General features: G+C 62.2%; 13 protein-coding genes, 3 tRNA genes, 3 rRNA genes and 1 pseudogene. 14 read left to right on the forward strand and 6 right to left on the reverse strand.

Annotated features, from left to right (window positions below; all coding sequences use genetic code 11):
* Positions 1-2 precede the first annotated feature (2 nt).
* Genes ACQY4K_RS12580 through ACQY4K_RS12590 form a run of 3 tightly spaced genes read right to left on the reverse strand, consistent with a single transcriptional unit; the run spans position 3 to position 1,704 of the window.
* Positions 3-623 (reverse strand): nucleotidyltransferase family protein, encoded by a 621-nt coding sequence (locus ACQY4K_RS12580; protein WP_428396105.1) that lies wholly within the window; start codon positions 621-623, stop codon positions 3-5.
* A gap of 14 nt (positions 624-637) precedes the next feature.
* On the reverse strand, positions 638-1,351 hold the full coding sequence (locus ACQY4K_RS12585) for an XdhC family protein (protein ID WP_428390550.1): 714 nt from the start codon (positions 1,349-1,351) through the stop codon (positions 638-640).
* Positions 1,348-1,704: an XdhC family protein gene (locus ACQY4K_RS12590; RefSeq protein ID WP_428390551.1), complete on the reverse strand. Its 357-nt coding sequence runs from the start codon at positions 1,702-1,704 to the stop codon at positions 1,348-1,350. The genes ACQY4K_RS12585 and ACQY4K_RS12590 overlap by 4 nt, the downstream gene beginning before the upstream one ends.
* Before the next feature lie 35 nt (positions 1,705-1,739).
* Between ACQY4K_RS12590 and ACQY4K_RS12595 the strand changes: the two genes are divergently transcribed.
* Genes ACQY4K_RS12595 through ACQY4K_RS12605 form a run of 3 tightly spaced genes read left to right on the forward strand, consistent with a single transcriptional unit; the run spans position 1,740 to position 4,081 of the window.
* A complete protein-coding gene (locus ACQY4K_RS12595) occupies positions 1,740-2,423 on the forward strand; it encodes an MBL fold metallo-hydrolase (RefSeq protein ID WP_428390552.1) in 684 nt (227 codons plus the stop codon).
* The gene (locus ACQY4K_RS12600) at positions 2,420-3,574 is read left to right on the forward strand and encodes an acetoin utilization protein AcuC (RefSeq protein WP_428390553.1); all 1,155 of its coding nucleotides are present in this window, start codon (positions 2,420-2,422) and stop codon (positions 3,572-3,574) included. Before ACQY4K_RS12595 ends, ACQY4K_RS12600 begins: the two co-directional genes overlap by 4 nt.
* A 3-nt stretch (positions 3,575-3,577) precedes the next feature.
* A complete protein-coding gene (locus ACQY4K_RS12605) occupies positions 3,578-4,081 on the forward strand; it encodes a DUF192 domain-containing protein (RefSeq protein WP_428390554.1) in 504 nt (167 codons plus the stop codon).
* Between the two features lie 12 nt (positions 4,082-4,093).
* On the opposite strand, the gene dps is transcribed toward ACQY4K_RS12605, so the two are convergent.
* Positions 4,094-4,639, reverse strand: coding sequence for a DNA starvation/stationary phase protection protein Dps (gene dps / locus ACQY4K_RS12610; RefSeq protein WP_428390555.1), 546 nt, complete (start codon positions 4,637-4,639; stop codon positions 4,094-4,096).
* Positions 4,640-4,768: 129 nt separating this feature from the next.
* On the opposite strand from dps, the gene ACQY4K_RS12615 reads away from it, so the two are divergent.
* The 7 genes from ACQY4K_RS12615 to ACQY4K_RS12645 all read left to right on the forward strand — a co-directional run bounded on the left by ACQY4K_RS12615 (position 4,769) and on the right by ACQY4K_RS12645 (position 11,556).
* Positions 4,769-5,746 carry an NAD-dependent epimerase/dehydratase family protein gene (locus ACQY4K_RS12615; RefSeq protein ID WP_428390556.1) on the forward strand — a complete coding sequence of 326 codons (978 nt, stop codon included), beginning with the start codon at positions 4,769-4,771 and terminating at the stop codon, positions 5,744-5,746.
* Between the two features lie 420 nt (positions 5,747-6,166).
* A 16S ribosomal RNA gene (locus ACQY4K_RS12620) occupies positions 6,167-7,675 on the forward strand.
* Between the two features lie 176 nt (positions 7,676-7,851).
* Positions 7,852-7,925, forward strand: a tRNA-Ile gene (locus ACQY4K_RS12625).
* A 72-nt stretch (positions 7,926-7,997) separates the two neighbouring features.
* Positions 7,998-8,073, forward strand: a tRNA-Ala gene (locus ACQY4K_RS12630).
* A gap of 405 nt (positions 8,074-8,478) precedes the next feature.
* Positions 8,479-11,237 (forward strand): 23S ribosomal RNA (locus tag ACQY4K_RS12635).
* Positions 11,238-11,332: 95 nt separating this feature from the next.
* Positions 11,333-11,448 (forward strand): 5S ribosomal RNA (gene rrf, locus ACQY4K_RS12640).
* Together the 16S, 23S and 5S rRNA genes with 3 tRNA genes alongside form the textbook arrangement of a ribosomal RNA operon.
* Before the next feature lie 31 nt (positions 11,449-11,479).
* Positions 11,480-11,556 (forward strand) — tRNA-Met (locus ACQY4K_RS12645).
* A gap of 46 nt (positions 11,557-11,602) precedes the next feature.
* Here ACQY4K_RS12645 and ACQY4K_RS12650 read toward each other — a convergent pair.
* Positions 11,603-12,394 carry a sulfite exporter TauE/SafE family protein gene (locus ACQY4K_RS12650; RefSeq protein WP_428390557.1) on the reverse strand — a complete coding sequence of 264 codons (792 nt, stop codon included), beginning with the start codon at positions 12,392-12,394 and terminating at the stop codon, positions 11,603-11,605.
* Between the two features lie 309 nt (positions 12,395-12,703).
* Here ACQY4K_RS12650 and ACQY4K_RS12655 point away from each other — a divergent pair, with 309 nt between their 5' ends.
* On the forward strand, positions 12,704-13,261 hold the full coding sequence (locus ACQY4K_RS12655; protein WP_428390558.1) for an HPF/RaiA family ribosome-associated protein: 558 nt from the start codon (positions 12,704-12,706) through the stop codon (positions 13,259-13,261).
* Positions 13,262-13,447: 186 nt separating this feature from the next.
* On the opposite strand, the pseudogene ACQY4K_RS12660 reads toward ACQY4K_RS12655, so the two are convergent.
* Positions 13,448-14,917: pseudogene (locus ACQY4K_RS12660) on the reverse strand (TonB-dependent receptor domain-containing protein); the annotation flags it as partial.
* Positions 14,918-15,627: 710 nt separating this feature from the next.
* Between ACQY4K_RS12660 and ACQY4K_RS12665 the strand changes: the two are divergent.
* The 3 genes from ACQY4K_RS12665 to iolE all read left to right on the forward strand — a co-directional run bounded on the left by ACQY4K_RS12665 (position 15,628) and on the right by iolE (position 17,051).
* Positions 15,628-15,780, forward strand: a complete 153-nt coding sequence (locus ACQY4K_RS12665; RefSeq protein ID WP_428390559.1) for a DUF1127 domain-containing protein — start codon at positions 15,628-15,630, stop codon at positions 15,778-15,780.
* Positions 15,781-15,806: 26 nt separating this feature from the next.
* Entirely contained in the window at positions 15,807-16,031 is a 225-nt protein-coding gene (locus ACQY4K_RS12670) for a hypothetical protein (protein WP_428390560.1), read from the forward strand.
* Positions 16,032-16,169: 138 nt separating this feature from the next.
* Complete coding sequence (gene iolE / locus ACQY4K_RS12675) at positions 16,170-17,051, forward strand: myo-inosose-2 dehydratase (protein ID WP_428390562.1); 882 nt, start codon at positions 16,170-16,172, stop codon at positions 17,049-17,051.
* The last annotated feature ends 282 nt before the right edge of the window (positions 17,052-17,333 follow it).

Here is a 17,333-nt window from a genome sequence, read left to right on the forward strand (position 1 = left end):
ACTTAGAGGGTCTCCTGGGTGGTGGCTGAAGCGGCGTAGTCGGCCAGCCGCTCTGGGGTGTCGAAGTCCAGCAGGATGCCGGGGTCGTCGACTGGCACGTCGAGCACCTCTCCGGCGCGGCGGTCAAGCAGGGCGCGGCCCCCTCTGTCGCCGGTCAGCGCCATGAGGTTTGCAAACATATCGCGTCGCCAGAGCACCGGGTTGCCGCGCCGGGCTTGCAGGGTTGGCACGCAGGCGAGTGCGGTCGCTTGCTCCCCCGCGCGTTGGATCAAGGTATCGAGCGTGGCGCTACGTACCATCGGCATGTCGCCCAGGCATACCAGAGCCGCGTCCGCCTGGCATGCGGCGGCGGCGCCGGCGATGCCGCAGCGAAGGCTGGCGGCGAGGCCCTCAAGGTGTGCCTGTGCATGCAGCAAAGTGAGACGTCGGTGCGGCTCAAGTCCAGCCTGCGCCAGTGCTGCGGCCACCATGGCCCGGTTGTGGCCCAGCACCACCAACACCTGCTCGGCGTTGCTGCCGAGTGCCGCGCGCACGCTCCGCGCGATCATCGTCGCACCCGTCTGGTCCATGGCGAGCAGCTTGTTGACGCCGCCGGCGCGCGATGAGGCGCCCGCCGCAAGCACCAAGGCGACTGTCCTCACCCTGCGCTCGCCTCGCGTCGGACAGCCCCCCTTCGCACCGCCACGATCTCGGCGATGATCGACAGCGCGATCTCCTGCGGACCGATCGCGCCGATGGCAAGCCCGACCGGGCCGTGCAGCCTGGCGAGCGCGTTCGCGTCATGGCCGAGGGCGGCGAGACGCTCACGCCGCGCCGCCTGCGTCCGGCGCGAGCCAAGTGCGCCGACATAGAAGGCCGGACCAGAGAGGGCGGCATGCAGGGCCGGATCGTCCAGGCGCGCCTCATGGCTGAGGGTGACGATGGCGGTATGCGCATCCGGCCGAAGTTGCGCCATCGCCTCGTCCGGCCAGAGCTCCAGCAACGCCACGTCGGGGAACCGTTCGGCGGTGGCGAACCCCGAACGCGGATCGACGACGCTGACCATCATGCCCAGCGTCCGCGCCAGTGGTGCGAGCGCCTGCGCCACATGCACGGCGCCGATCAGCACCAGACGCGGCGCCGGCGCGTGCACCTGCACGAACCAGGCGTCGCCCTCGATCGTGGCGGCGCCGCTGCGCCCGGCGCCGGCGGCGCGTCGAGCGGCCTCCAGCAGCGGGGCCGGGAGCGTCTCGGGCAGCCCTTCTGCCTCAACCATGAGGTGCTGAGCTCCATCGGCGAGCCGGGTCAGCAGCACCGCGAGCCGGCGCTGTTGCCGGGCCTCGGCCAGCGCGCGCAGGGTCCGTGGCGTCATTCGGGATGCAGCGCTTCGACGAACACCCGGATTTCGCCGCCGCAGGCCAGCCCGACCGACCAGGCATTGCCGTCGCTGACAGAGAACGACAGCAGCCGCGGCGCGCCGCCTGGCTGCGTCGTCTCGAGCGCTGCCTGCAGCACCGCGGCCTCGACGCAGCCGCCGCTGACCGAACCCTCGATCCGTCCCGATCGGCTCACCGCCATCATGCTGCCGACCGGGCAAGGGGCACTCCCCCAGGTCTCGACGACCGTGGCCAACGCCACCGGATCGCCGGCTTCGTGCCATTCCAGGGCATGATCGAGCACGTCGCGCATCGCCTGTCCCTTCTCCCGCCTTTGCAACTCGGCCACTGTAGCCCAGCACCAGCAAACAGGAATCGCCCGCCATGCCGCCTGCGCCCAAGCTTGAAGTGCCAAGGTTCGAAATAGTGTCGGTCACTCCGTTTCAACAGAACTGTTGCATCCTGTGGGACCCGGCATCGCGCGCCGGCATCATCATCGACCCGGGCGGCGACGCGCCGCTGATCCTCAAACGCGTGGCCGCCCTCGGCCTGCGCATCGAGGCCATCCTGCTGACCCATGGCCATCTGGACCATGCCGGCGGCGTCGAGGATGTGCGTGAGGGGCTCGCATCGCAGGGTTCTACGTCGCCTAGTCAGGTGCCGGTGATCGGGCCCGATCGGCGTGACGCATTCCTGCTCGCGGCGATCGCGGCCCAGGCGCAAGCCATGGGCATTCCGGGCATGCGCAACGCTAGCCCGGATCGCTATATCGAGGAGGGTGAGGTGCTGGAGCTTGCCGGCCGCCGCTTCGAGGTGCTGCTGGTGCCCGGGCACACGCCGGGGCATGTCGTGTTCTTTGATCGCGCGGCCGGGCTGCTGATCGGCGGCGACGCTTTGTTCGCGGGTTCGGTCGGCCGCACCGACTTCCCGTATTGCGACGGCCCGCTGCTGATCCGCTCGATCAAGGACAAGCTGCTGCCCCTTGGTGACGAGGTGGTCGTGATGCCGGGGCATGGACCATCGACCCGGATCGGCGACGAGCGGTGTCGCAACCCGTTCCTGCAATGAGGCCGCTCTATATCGGCAGCGAGATCTATCGTCATTCCAGCTATGGCCGGAACCATCCGCTCAGCATCCCGCGGGTTTCGGTCTGCACCGATCTCTGTCGGGCCATGGGATGGCTCGATCACACGCAATATCGCGATGCGCCCATGGCGGAACCAGAGGAGGTCCAGCGCTTCCACCATCCCGACTATATCGAGGCGCTGCGCCGTGCCGAACGCGACCAGTCGGTGAATGATGCGATACGCGCGCGTCACCGGCTCGGCGTCGGCGACAATCCGGTCTACCCGGAAATGTATCGCCGGCCGATGACCGGCGCCGGCGGGCTGATGCTGGCGGCAACGCTGACCGCCTCGGGTGAGGCCGGCATCGTGCATTGTCCGGGCGGCGGCACCCATCACGGCCGGCCGGATCGGGCTTCGGGTTTCTGCTACCTCAACGACGTGGTGCTGGCGCTGCTGGTCTGGCGCGAGATGGGGCTGCGCCGGATCGCCTATGTCGATATCGACGCGCACCACGGCGACGGCGTGCAGGACGCCTTCGCCGATGATCCGCTGGTGTTCACGTTCAGCATCCACGAGGCGATGCGCTGGCCGCAGCGGCTGCACCCGCCCGGCACCGATCCGCGCGGCAGCGGCCTCGCCGCCGACCGCGCCGGAGGTGCGGCGCGCAATTTCCCCGTCCCCGCCGGCCTCAATGACAGCGAGATGCGGCTGCTGATCGAGCAGGCGGTGCTGCCGCTGCTGCGGGCGCATCAACCACAGGCGATCTTCCTGCAATGCGGCGCCGACGCACTGGAGGACGACCCGCTCTCCCGCCTCGGCCTCTCCAACAATGCGCATATCGCGATCGTGGCTCACCTGCACGAAATTGCGCGAGCGCGTCGTATTCCGCTCATCGTCAGCGGTGGCGGTGGCTACAACCCATTCAGCACCGGCCGCGCCTGGGCGTGCGTGTGGGCGACGCTCAACGACATCGCTATCCCCGCGCACGCCACGCCTGCGGCCGAGGCGGTGCTGCGCGCGCTGCACTACCCACGCGCTGCAGGACGAAATCCGCCCTTGCGTTGGCTGACCAGCCTGCGCGATGGACCGAGCGAGGGCGACGTGCGCGAGTCGGTGCGGTTGCTGGTGATGCAGGCGCTCGAGGAGATCTAGCTGATGAACTCACGCCTGGCGCTTCCCGCGCTATTATTTCTGCTCGGATCTGTTCCGGCTACGGCACAGGATGTCTCCGAGCCGACCCATGCGCAGCCAAAGCTGTCGACGCAGCCGCTCACAATCATCTCGCACGGCGGCGTGCGCCATCAATTCACGGTCGAACTGGCACGCACGCCGCGCGAGCAACAGGTCGGGCTGATGTTCCGTACCAGCATCCCGGCCTCTAGCGGGATGCTGTTCATCTGGCCGACGGTGCAGGAGAGCGCCATGTGGATGGAGAATTGCCCGGTTCCGGAAGACATGCTGTTCGTAGGCCCCGACGGCGTCATCCGCAGCATCGCCGAAGATACCGTGCCGGAGAGCCTGGCGCAGATTTCGAGTGGCGGCCCGGTGCGCGCGACGATTGAACTGCAGGGCGGCATTACCGCCAAGCTGGACATACGCGTCGGTGACCGGATCGAGAACAAGGCGTTCGATCAAGCCACCCAGACGCAACAAGGCTGATATTCCGAGGGCTCAGCGCTTGCCGGAGCCGTCGCCGTCACGGATCGGTCCGGTCGGCTCCTGCACATGCGCCTCGAGGAACCAGAGCTGCTTGTCCAGGCCACGCGAGATTTCGGTGAACAGGTCGGCGGTGTCGGGGTCGCCGGCCTCGTCCGCCTCGTCGATGCTCTGCCGCACGGCATTGGCAACCACCGCATAGCGATCGATCAGCGCGGCCAGGTGGTCGGCGATCCGGTAGATGTCGGTTGGATAGGGTTCGAGCTGGCTGCCTTTGGCGATGCCCTGGCTGGTGCCGATGGCGGTGCCGGCAAGGGCTGTGATGCGTTCGGCGGTCTTGTCGTTCCAGTCGTCCTGCTGGCTGCGGAACCCATCCAGCATTTCGTGGATGCCGATGAATTGTGGCCCCTTGAGGTTCCAGTGCGCCTGCTTGGTGATCAAGGCGAGATCTATCCCGTCCAATAGCCGTGCGCTCAGCAGTGCGATGGCGACGGTTCGGGCATTGGAGTTAATGGTGTTACGGGTCGGATGCAGATGCGTCTTAGTGTGCGTGCTGGCCATCTCGAAAGGCTCCTTTTGAAGGTATTCGTGTCGCGGCGTGCCAACGCGGCTCAGGGTGTCGGGTTCGAACCGTCGTCATAGCGGCAAGCGCGCTTGCGCAGGCCCTGCCGTCGGCGCAAGAGCAAACCCATGACCATCCTGGTAACCGGATGCGCCGGCTTCATCGGTGCCCATGTGTCTCAAGCCCTGCTGTCCCGTGGCGAGCATGTGGTCGGCATCGACAACCTCGACGCCTATTACGATCCGCGCCTGAAGCAGGCCCGCCTCGACCGTCTGCTTGCCCCGTTCGGGACGGCCTTCAGGTTCGAGCCGATGGATATCACCGACAAAGACGGCCTGGCGGCCCTGTTCGCCTCGGAGCCTGCCATCACCAGAATCGTCCATCTTGCCGCTCAGGCCGGGGTTCGCCACTCGCTGGTCGATCCATATGCCTATGTATCCGCCAATGTGCTGGGCCAGGTGACGCTGCTCGAGGGCGCCCGCCGGCTGCCACGGCTGGATCACCTGGTGTTCGCCTCGTCATCATCGGTCTACGGACTGAACCGGTCGCTGCCATTCAGGGAGGGTGATCGCGTCGATATGCCAAGTTCGCTGTATGCCGCGACCAAGCGCTCGGCGGAGCTGATCTCGCATGCCTATGGCCATCTCTTTGCATTGCGGCAGACGGGCCTGCGCTTCTTTACCGTTTATGGCCCGTGGGGGCGTCCAGACATGGCATACTATGCGTTCGCACGCGCGATCGTCGCGGGTGAGCCCATCACGCTCTACGAGGGCGAGGGGCTGGCGAGAGACTTCACCTACATTGACGATGTCTGCGAGGGCGTTTTGCGCGTCCTCGACACCGTACCCCTGTCCGCGCACCCGTTTCGGCTTCTCAATATCGGCAATCATCGCAGCGAGCCGGTGGCGTTGATGGTCTCGCTGCTCGAGGCGGCTCTCGGCCGGCGCGCACTCATTCGTCGAAGCCCGCGGCCGCCCACGGATATCGAGGCGACGTGGGCGTCGGTGGAAGCGATCGGCGACATCGCCGGCTGGGCGCCTCGCACGCGCCTGGCCGAGGGAATCGCGCGCTTTGCCACCTGGTTTCGCGAGTTCCACGCGACCTGACCGATTTCTCCCATTGACCGACTATCATGTGTGCTCTACATCGCCGCCTGCTGTGTTGGTTGGGTCTGTGTGGGGGTTGTTTTTCCCCTATGTTGGTGCCACTATCTTCGGCTCCTCTTGAAACCCCTGGGTTTCGGGTGGTTGTTCATTGAAAGTAGAATAGGCTGAGGAAGGGATATGTTGGCGGCGCCTTTGCTGGCCTGTGTTGGTGACGATGTAGGTTGGGGCGGTTTTATGCTGGTGGGTTTCAGGTTTTTGGCCTGAGCTTTATTGGTTAGGACTTGGCTTTGGTGTCTGTCGTGTATCTTTAGTTTGAGAATACGTGATGGATTAGTCAGTTTTGTGCTGATTGGGTTTGAGGGTCTGTTTGTTGTGGCTGGTGTCCTTTTGGCTTTGGCTTTGGGGGGTGCTGGCTGTGATGAACCTGAGAGTTTGATCCTGGCTCAGAGCGAACGCTGGCGGCATGCTTAACACATGCAAGTCGCACGGATGTCTTTCGGGGCGTTAGTGGCGGACGGGTGAGTAGCGCGTAGGGATCTATCCATGGGTGTGGGATAACTGCGGGAAACTGTGGCTAATACTGCATGATGCCTGAGGGCCAAAGCTGCTGGGGTGACTTGGTGGTGCCTGTGGAGGAGCCTGCGTTCGATTAGCTTGTTGGTGGGGTAATGGCCTACCAAGGCGATGATCGATAGCTGGTCTGAGAGGATGATCAGCCACACTGGGACTGAGACACGGCCCAGACTCCTACGGGAGGCAGCAGTGGGGAATATTGGACAATGGGCGCAAGCCTGATCCAGCAATGCCGCGTGTGTGAAGAAGGTCTTCGGATTGTAAAGCACTTTCGGCGGGGACGATGATGACGGTACCCGCAGAAGAAGCCCCGGCTAACTTCGTGCCAGCAGCCGCGGTAATACGAAGGGGGCTAGCGTTGCTCGGAATGACTGGGCGTAAAGGGCGCGTAGGCGGCGTGCACAGTCAGATGTGAAATTCCTGGGCTTAACCTGGGGGCTGCATTTGAGACGTGTGTGCTAGAATGTGAAAGAGGGTCGTGGAATTCCCAGTGTAGAGGTGAAATTCGTAGATATTGGGAAGAACACCGGTGGCGAAGGCGGCGACCTGGTTCATGATTGACGCTGAGGCGCGAAAGCGTGGGGAGCAAACAGGATTAGATACCCTGGTAGTCCACGCTGTAAACGATGTGTGCTGGATGTTGGGGAACCTAGTTTCTCAGTGTCGTAGCTAACGCGATAAGCACACCGCCTGGGGAGTACGGCCGCAAGGTTGAAACTCAAAGGAATTGACGGGGGCCCGCACAAGCGGTGGAGCATGTGGTTTAATTCGAAGCAACGCGCAGAACCTTACCAGGACTTGACATGGACAGGATGTGTTCAGAGATGGGCATTTCCCGCAAGGGACCTGTTGCACAGGTGCTGCATGGCTGTCGTCAGCTCGTGTCGTGAGATGTTGGGTTAAGTCCCGCAACGAGCGCAACCCTCGCCTTTAGTTGCCAGCATGTTCGGGTGGGCACTCTAAAGGAACTGCCGGTGACAAGCCGGAGGAAGGTGGGGATGACGTCAAGTCCTCATGGCCCTTATGTCCTGGGCTACACACGTGCTACAATGGCGGTGACAGTGGGAAGCCAGGCAGTGATGCTGAGCTGATCTCCAAAAGCCGTCTCAGTTCGGATTGCACTCTGCAACTCGGGTGCATGAAGGTGGAATCGCTAGTAATCGTGGATCAGCATGCCACGGTGAATACGTTCCCGGGCCTTGTACACACCGCCCGTCACACCATGGGAGTTGGTTTGACCTTAAGCCGGTGCGCCAACCTGGCAACAGGAGGCAGCCGACCACGGTCGGGTCAGCGACTGGGGTGAAGTCGTAACAAGGTAGCCGTAGGGGAACCTGCGGCTGGATCACCTCCTTTCAAGGATGTCTCTTGAGCGGGTGTGGCTTTGGCTGTGCCTTTGAGAGACGTTCGACAAGTCCCGTGTTGGATCAACGCGGGCGTGCCTGGATTTTGCCGGGCGTAAGATGCGCGTGGCGCCGTCAGCATATCCCTTCCTGCAATGATCGAGTTCGAGTTCGGGCCAAATCTGTTTGGGGCTAGTAGCTCAGTTGGTTAGAGCACACGCTTGATAAGCGTGGGGTCGGAGGTTCGAGTCCTCCCTGGCCCATGCCATCCTGTCTGCTTTGCAGCCAGGATGGCATCCCCCGGAGAGCCTAGGGGCGCACGGGCTGTTTGGCATGGGGGCGTAGCTCAATTGGTAGAGCACCTGCTTTGCAAGCAGGGGGTCGTCGGTTCGATTCCGTCCGCCTCCACCAGGGTTGGTGTTGAGGGGGTGGGGGTCATTGCGGGAAAGCCTGGATTGGGCGGCATGGCGCGAGCGATGTCGTCCGGTGTGTTGTGTTCTTTGTCAGTGTGAAGAGGTTGGTGCGTTTCTGTTGGCGGCCGCGGCTTGGGTGTCTGACCCGAAGGCTGTGGTGGCGAGCAGAAGCGTCGAGAGAGAAGAGTGTGCTTGGGATGACCAAGTGATGTGCAGGTCGATCTCGCAGTTCGTGAGGATTGTCCGAGACTTCGCTGTGTTGAGTCGTATGGCGTGTTTTTCGAGAACCGGAGCGGAGCGGCCGTCGGGCCGTGAGCACCGGAGCGCAGAGGAGTGCGTCTAGGCGGCCAGCACAGTAGAAGTATCGCGCGATCCCCCGGGTGTGGGTGGTTCCTGTGCGTGTGTTTGAGTATGATAAGGGCATTCGGTGGATGCCTTGGCACCAGGAGGCGATGAAGGACGTGGCACGCTGCGAAAAGCCATGGGGAGCCGCGAGCAGGCTTTGATCCGTGGATATCCGAATGGGGCAACCCACCTAGCGATAGGTATCATGATCTGAATAGATAGGGTTATGAGGCGAACCCGGGGAACTGAAACATCTCAGTACCTGGAGGAAAAGAGATCAACTGACATTCCGCTAGTAGTGGCGAGCGAACGCGGAGCAGGCCAGTGGTTTATGGGACGCAAGCAGAAGGGTCTGGAAAGGCCGGCCGGAGCGGGTGATAGCCCCGTATGCGTAATGGCTCATGGATCCTTGAGTAGGGCGGGACACGTGAAATCCTGTCTGAACATGGGGGGACCACCCTCCAAGCCTAAATACTCCCTGGTGACCGATAGCGAACGAGTACCGTGAGGGAAAGGTGAAAAGCACCCCGACGAGGGGAGTGAAAGAGACCTGAAACCGGATGCCTACAAGCAGTCGGAGCCTTCGAAGCACGCGAGTGTGGGTCGGGTGACGGCGTACCTTTTGTATAATGGGTCAGCGAGTTTCTGTTTGCAGCGAGCTTAAGCCGTTAGGTGTAGGCGCAGCGAAAGCGAATCTGAACAGGGTGTTTAGTTGCTGGCAGAAGACCCGAAACCGAGTGATCTAGCCATGGCCAGGCTGAAGGTGCGGTAATACGCACTGGAGGGCCGAACCCACGCCTGTTGAAAAAGTCGGGGATGAGCTGTGGCTAGGGGTGAAAGGCCAATCAAACTCGGAGATAGCTGGTTCTCCGCGAAATCTATTGAGGTAGATCGTTGGATGTTCGCCTCGGGGGGTAGAGCACTGGATGGGCTAGGGGGGCCCAAAGCCTTACCAAACCTAACCAAACTCCGAATACCCGAGAGTGTAGTCCGGCAGACAGACGGTGGGTGCTAAGGTCCATCGTCGAGAGGGAAACAGCCCAGACCACCAGCTAAGGCCCCCAAATCGTGGCTAAGTGGGAAAGGATGTGGGGATTCCAAAACAACCAGGAGGTTGGCTTAGAAGCAGCCATCCTTTAAAGAAAGCGTAATAGCTCACTGGTCTATTAGAAACCCTGCGCCGAAGATGTAACGGGGCTCAAGCCACGTGCCGAAGCTGTGGGTGTGTGAGTAACATCATACGCGGTAGCGGAGCGTTCCGTAGGTCTGTGAAGGGGATGGGGTGATCCTCCCTGGAGATATCGGAAGTGCGAATGCTGACATGAGTAGCGACAAACAGTGTGAGAAACACTGTCGCCGAAAGTCCAAGGGTTCCTGCGCAAGGTTAATCCGCGCAGGGTGAGCCGGCCCCTAAGGCGAGGGCGAGAGCCGTAGTCGATGGGAATGGGGTGAATACTCCCCAGCCTGCCAGCAGTGACGAATGCGAGATGTTGTCTGTCCTTATCGGATTGGGCGGGCTTTTTGAGCATTCCGGGAAACAGCTCTGGCGTATAGACCGTACCCGAAACCGACACAGGTGGACTGGTAGAGCATACCAAGGCGCTTGAGAGAACGATGCTGAAGGAACTAGGCAAATTGCTCGCGTAACTTCGGGATAAGCGAGACCCTTATGTGGGCAACCATGTGGGGGTGGCACAGACCAGGGGGTAGCGACTGTTTAGTAAAAACACAGGGCTCTGCGAAGTCGCAAGACGACGTATAGGGTCTGACGCCTGCCCGGTGCCGGAAGGTTAAGAGGAGGTGTGCAAGCACTGAATTGAAGCCCCGGTAAACGGCGGCCGTAACTATAACGGTCCTAAGGTAGCGAAATTCCTTGTCGGGTAAGTTCCGACCTGCACGAATGGCGTAACGACTTCCCCGCTGTCTCCAGCATCGGCTCAGCGAAATTGAATTCCCCGTGAAGATGCGGGGTACCCGCGGTCAGACGGAAAGACCCTATGAACCTTTACTGCAGCTTTGCAGTGGCATCAGGAAAATGCTGTGTAGGATAGGTGGGAGGCACTGAAGCACGGGCGCCAGCCTGGGTGGAGCCATCCTTGAAATACCACCCTGAATTTTTCTGATGTCTAACCGCGTCCGGTCAGCCCGGACCGGGACCCTGCATGGTGGGCAGTTTGACTGGGGCGGTCGCCTCCTAAAGTGTAACGGAGGCGCGCGATGGTGGGCTCAGGCCGGTCGGACATCGGTCGTTGAGTGCAATGGCATAAGCCCGCCTGACTGCGAGAGCGACAGCTCGAGCAGAGACGAAAGTCGGCCATAGTGATCCGGTGGTCCCGCGTGGAAGGGCCATCGCTCAACGGATAAAAGGTACTCTAGGGATAACAGGCTGATCTCCCCCAAGAGTCCACATCGACGGGGAGGTTTGGCACCTCGATGTCGGCTCATCACATCCTGGGGCTGGAGCAGGTCCCAAGGGTTCGGCTGTTCGCCGATTAAAGTGGTACGTGAGCTGGGTTTAGAACGTCGTGAGACAGTTCGGTCCCTATCTGCCGTGGGTGAAGGAGACTTGCGAGGACTTGTCCCTAGTACGAGAGGACCGGGATGAACGCACCTCTGGTGCACCGGTTGTCGCGCCAGCGGCACCGCCGGGTAGCTACGTGCGGAAAAGATAACCGCTGAAAGCATCTAAGCGGGAAACTTACCTCAAAACCAGGTCTCCCCAAGGGCCGTGATAGACCATCACGTCGATAGGCCAGATGTATACATGCAGCAATGCACTCAGCTAACTGGTCCTAATCGCCCAATTGACTCAAACCACACGCACAGCAGTCACCCACACACCCACTCTCTCCCCGCCGCATCGCACCAACCCCACACGCCCGAGCCCACACACCAACGGCTGGCTCGGACGACCTGGTGGCCATGGCGGGGAATGATCCACCCGATCCCATCCCGAACTCGGCCGTGAAAAACCCCAGCGCCCATGATACTGCACCACAAGGTGCGGGAAAGTCGGTCGCCGCCAGGTCTTCCAAACCAGCCCTCACACACATCACCCACGCGGGGTGGAGCAGCCCGGTAGCTCGTCAGGCTCATAACCTGAAGGTCACAGGTTCAAATCCTGTCCCCGCAACCAAGAATTCCAGCCCGCCGGTGCCCTGCATCGGCGGGCCTTTGCTGTGTTATTCCAACAGCAGCTTGCCACCCACCAGGAGCAGAACCACGGCAAGAACCGGGGACAGGATCCGGTCGGAGACACGGCTGGCCACCAGGCTGCCCAAGATAATTCCGGGGATCGACCCCGTGATCAGGGCCGCGAACAGGCTCCAGTTCACCGAGCCGATCCACCAATGGCCCAGGCCCGCGGCCAGGGTCAGCGGCACGGCGTGGGCGATGTCGGACCCGACCACCCGCGATATCGACAAATGTGGGTAGAGCAGGATCAGCACGGTCACGCCGATGGCGCCGGCACCGACCGATGAGATTGAGACCACCACGCCCAGGACCAAGCCGGTTAGCACGGTCAGCAGTGCCGCGCGGCGCGGCGCCCGCGTGTGGCGTCCCCGTGTGGCCCAGCGGCGGATCGGGTTCCTGAACATAAGGCTGACCGCTGTGACCAGGAGTGCCAAGCCGAGCACCATCGACACCAGGCGAGAGACGGAATCGCTCGGTGCGCCCAGTCGCACCAGCCCGTATAGCGTCAGCAGGGCCGCCGGCAGGCTGCCGCTGGCCAGTAGACCGACAATACGCCACTCGACGGTGCTGCGCGTGCCATGCACCAGCGTGCCCACGGTCTTGGTGCAGGCGGCATAGAGCAGGTCAGTGCCCACCGCGGTCTCCGGATGCACGCCGAACAGGAGCACCAGCAGCGGCGTCATGAGCGAACCGCCGCCGGTTCCAGTGAGGCCGACAAGCAAACCGACCAGAAAGCCCGAGACGGCGTAGAGCGGATCGATCAACGCCGCAGCATGCATTCCGGACTCCGCAACAATGCAACCGCAATGAACGCCGCGGAGGCAACCGATCTACAACGCACGGGTGCAGCCTGCAAAGCGACGGTTCATCAAACGCCGACGCCGCGGCATCGCTGGTGCTGGCGGCAGCGGATCGCGGGCAGGCGGAACGCGCCGCATAATCCAGGCCAATCGCTTGGCGGATGTTTCGCAGCATCGGGTGGATTGGGTGCTTACAAGCGATGGTCGGCGTCTTGATCGGAACCTATGCACCCCCGGACCGCGTTTGTCCCTCAAGGTCCGTCACGCCGAGACCAGGAGACATGGGATATGGATCGTCCACTCGAGATCGCCTTCCACAACCTGCAGGCCTCGCAGAGCCTGGAGGCCGAGATCCGCGAACGAGTCGCGCGCCTCGAGCAACGCTACAAGCATCTGATCGGCTGCCGGGTTACGGTGGAGGCGCTGCATCAGCAGCACCAGACCGGCAACACCTACGAGGTGCATATTGTGCTCTCGCTGCCGGGCCGGGATCTCGCGGTGTCGCACGAGCCGCACCATGCCAGGGAGCGCTACGCAAAGCCCGATATCCGTACCACGGTGCGCGACGCCTTCAAGGCGGCGGAGCGTCAGCTCGAGAGCTTCAAGGGGCTTCAACGTGTCGATGCTTCCGGCCCGAGCGGCTCAGCCCTCGCGGGCCAAGTGGCGCAGTTGATCCCGGGCGAGGATCACGGCTTCATCCTGAACAATGTCGGCACGCAGCTCTATTTCCATCGAGACAGCCTGACGAATGCAAGCATTGAGGATCTCGAAGTCGGCCAGGCGGTGCATTACGTCGAGACTCAGGGCGATGCCGGGCCGGTCGCCTCCAAGGTGCGCGCCGTCTGAAGCGAGCGCGTGCCGATCAGAATGTCTGCGATATACCGGCGAGAATGGTGCGGCGCAGCCCGTATTGCGGGCACCCACACCCACACCCACGCCGGTGCCGTCGCGGATTTCATAGCTTCGATCGAGCAGGTTGATCACGTCGAGCCGCAATTGCGTCGCACCGAGCCGAACCAGATGCAGGGTCTGTGTCGCGGCGAGATTAATCGTGGCATAGCCGGGCAAGGCTCGTCCGTTCGGGACCTGGCCCGCAGCACGCAGGCCAGAACCGACTATCAGGTCGGCAGACAGCCGCACGGGGCTTTTTGACTGGAGGAACGCTGTATAAGCCAAGCCGCCGGAACCAGTCCAACGCTGATCGTGATCGAGATGGATCCAATGCTGCGAGATGTACGCTAGATCGCCCGGCGAGAAGTTGAATTGCGCGGAGTCGATGTCCTTGCCGATGGCACGCGAGAGCGCCACGTTGGCGTAAAGAGACCAGGGACCGTGGTCGTAGCTGCTGCTGAACTCCGCGCCCCAGACCTCGCCCTTGGCGTAGTTGAACGCGGTCAGGATGATCGGTGCGCCGAACTGGCCCTCGTCGATCAGGTTGGTAGCCTGCTTGTAATAGCCATCCAGGCCGACCCGCAGCCCCGGCAGCAAAATCTGCTCGGCGCCGAAATCATAGTAATTATCGTGCTCTGGCTTGACCACGTCGTCGCGCGCGCTGGGTGCCGCACCGGTCGTGTTGGCAAACAACGCCACCGCGTTGCCGCCGACGAGTTCGAAGGGTGGCGGTGTAAAATAGCGCGAATAGCCGGCATGCAGGCTCGCAAGGCGAGTGAGGCGATAGACGACATTGACCCGCGGGCTGATCTGATTGGCATGCGCATATTCGTCCACGACATCGAAACGCGCGCCGTAGTTGAGCGTCAGGTGCGGCAGGATGCGCCACTCGTCCTGCACATAGAGGCCGTAGAGTCCGCCGGTCCTGCCTGACCCATTATGCAGCAGGACTGGTTGATCGGATAACGGCACGCCGTCCGGACCCGTGCGGATCACCTGCGAGTTCGTGCTTTCCGACAAGCGTTCCGCCTCGATCTGAAAGCCGGCGCGCAGAGTATGATTTGTGGTCACACGCCAGCTCGCGTCGGTCTGTACACCGGAGGAGAACACCGATCGCGCGGCACGCTGCGCAATGCCGGTAAAGAGGATGTCGGCGAGCGGATCGGGCGAGAAATACAGGCTGCTGTAGCGACTGAAGACAGAGCTCTGCAGGTCCACTGTCGCAAAATGCTTTTGCAACGACAGGATCGCGAAATCGGTGATCTCGCGCTGATGTTCGGTGAGATCCGCGCTATTGAACTGGCTGACACCATCCACAGAAAGTCCGAGATCGGGTGTCTGGTTCGGGTTGTTCGGGATCTGAAACTCGTTGTTCGAGGCGCCGGCGATCAGGCTGATGCGTGTATCCGCATCGAGCACGCCGGAAATATGCGCAAGCCCGTGCAGCTGGTTGCTTAGATCGTGGATTGCGTTGAAGGAGCCAGTTGGGTTTTCAATGCCGACACGGGTATGCAGGGCGTCGCCGGTGAAGAAATAGTCGATCGGGCCGCTGGCGCCGCCACAAGAGAAGCTCGGCTGGAACAGGTCGCGCGCGCCACCGTAAATCGACATGTCGCCACCCGGATCAGTGGTGCCGGATTTGGTCTGGATATTGATCACGGCCGCCTGCAGAAAGCCGTACTGAGCGGGCAGCGCGCCGGTGATCAGCGACAGCGAATGCGCAAACCGGGTTTGGAGCGCCTGTCCGAACACCGCAAGGCCCTCGGGAAGCTGCACGCCGTCGAGACGATACTGCACTTCGTTGTGGTCGCCGCGGACATGAATCTGCCCGTAGCTGTCCTGCGCAACACCGGGTGCTTGCAGCAGCAACTGGCTGAGCGGTGCATTGTCGCCCTGCGGCAGATTTTTGATGCTGTTTCGGCTGAAGCTGTAGCGTGTTGCCCCGAGGCTCGGCTCAATCTCGCTGCGCGCGGCATCCAGCCGGCCGACGACGGTGACCGTCTCGGAGTTCTGCGCGGTGGCGGGAACTGCATGGGCGCAACTGACAGCGGCGAGAACGGCAGTTGCAAAGCGTCGCACGATCCGCAATCCAGTACGTTATAACGTACTGCTATTATGAAAGAAGATTTTTTGTATTGCCCAGAGAAATCTGTCCTCGATGTCATTTTTGTGCAACGCACAAACACCTTGCAAAACGCTATCAATCTACCGATGTTGCGTCGCACAACCACGAGGAAAGGCATTAGAATTCCATGACCCAGAACGCTCACGCCTTCGCATCGCTCAGTACGCCCCAACCTAGGGCCCGACTATTCGCCAGCATGATCGCATCGCTTGCGGCGCGCCGCGCCAGGACCAGCGCGCAGGCCCAAACCCGGCGCGAACTGGAAAGCTACACCGACCGCCAACTCAACGATCTCGGCTTGAGCCGGATTGACATTGACGACGTGGTCCACGGCCGCTTGCGCCGCTAACGGTTCAAATCAGGAGGATTTCTCCCATGACCAACGCAAACAGTGATCCTGCGGCGTCGTCTGGAGCGTCTTTCGGTGCGAGTGGATTGCTCCGTCACCTTCTAGACCACGCGCGCGCACGCCGCGTGGCCGCGGCCGAGCGCGCGCGCATACGCGGTGAGCTCGCGTCCTATAGCGATCGCGAACTTGCCGGCTTCGGCCTGTTCCGCGCCGATATCGAGGCTGTCGCCTGCGGTCGCACCCGTCACTGAGCCGACGCTTGGGGTGTTGCATTGACCCTGCTGTGAAAGCCTATAGTCACAGGCTGGCAAGGAGCGCGATCGTGACACGCCGCGGCTAAGCGGCGAGGTGATCGTGGTGTTTGGCAGGCAGCGAGCGAGGTGAGCGCAATGGCGTTCAACATCGGTGTCAGTCCGGTCGCCTGGTCAAACGACGACCTGCCTGCTCTTGGTGGCGACACCCCGCTCGAGGTTTGCCTCGACCAAGCCCGACAGGCGGGCTTCACCGGTATCGAACTCGGCTGCAAGTTCCCGCGCAGTCCAGATGCGCTGCTCGCGGCACTCAGCCCGTTCGGCTTGGCCTGCATCTCGGGCTGGCATGCCGCCTCCCTTCTCGCGCGCGATGCCGAGGCCGAGCTGCGCCATCTCCGGCCGCACCTGGATTTACTGCGTGCTGTCGCAAGCCGGGTCATGGTGCTCGCGGAGACGTCGAACGCGGTCTACACCGATCGCGCTGCGCCGCTGTCACATCGACCGATACTGGCGGAGGCCGACTGGCCGCAGTTCGGGGAACGTCTCACCGAGGTCGGCGACGCTCTGCGCACAGAGGGAGTGCAGCTGGTCTATCACCATCACATGGGCACCGTGGTGCAGAGCGCGGCGGACATCGCGGCACTCATGACCCACACCGGGCCCTCCGTGCAATTACTGCTCGATACCGGGCATGCAAGCTGGGCCGGTGCCGACCCCGCCGTCCTGGCGGAACGCTACCGCAACCGCATCGGCCATGTGCACGCCAAAGACGTCCGCGCCGACGTGCGCGCGCAGGCCGAGAGCGCCGACTGGAGCTTCCTCGACTCCGTCCTCGCCGGGGTGTTCACCGTGCCGGGCGACGGCAGCATCGATTTTGCGCCCGTGCTGCGTCAGTTGCGCGGGTATTCCGGTTGGCTGGTGATCGAGGCGGACCAGGATCCTGCCGTCGCCGATCCGCTGCTCTATGCGACCATGGGCCGGCGGAACCTGATCCGGATGCTCGCCGACTCAGGGTTCTGACGCGGCACGCCACCACCTCGGCGAAAGTCGGCGAGGTCATCCGCGGCAGCAGTGACTGATCCGCACTTCCCGGCCAACCCGACACATCGGCCGAACTGACGCGGCCGTCCAAACATGCCACTATCTTAGTCAGTCTGAATAAAAGTTAGCCTATAAATCGGGCTAGTGCCCCAATTTATAGGCCTATATTTGGTGCATATCTATCTCACTCGGGAGATTTGTATAGGATATGGGCAAATTCCTCTTGATTTCGTTCCGCTCTGCCGTTCCAACTTGTCACGT

Source organism: Lichenicoccus sp. (genome assembly GCF_965276875.1).
GTDB lineage: Bacteria > Pseudomonadota > Alphaproteobacteria > Acetobacterales > Acetobacteraceae > Lichenicoccus.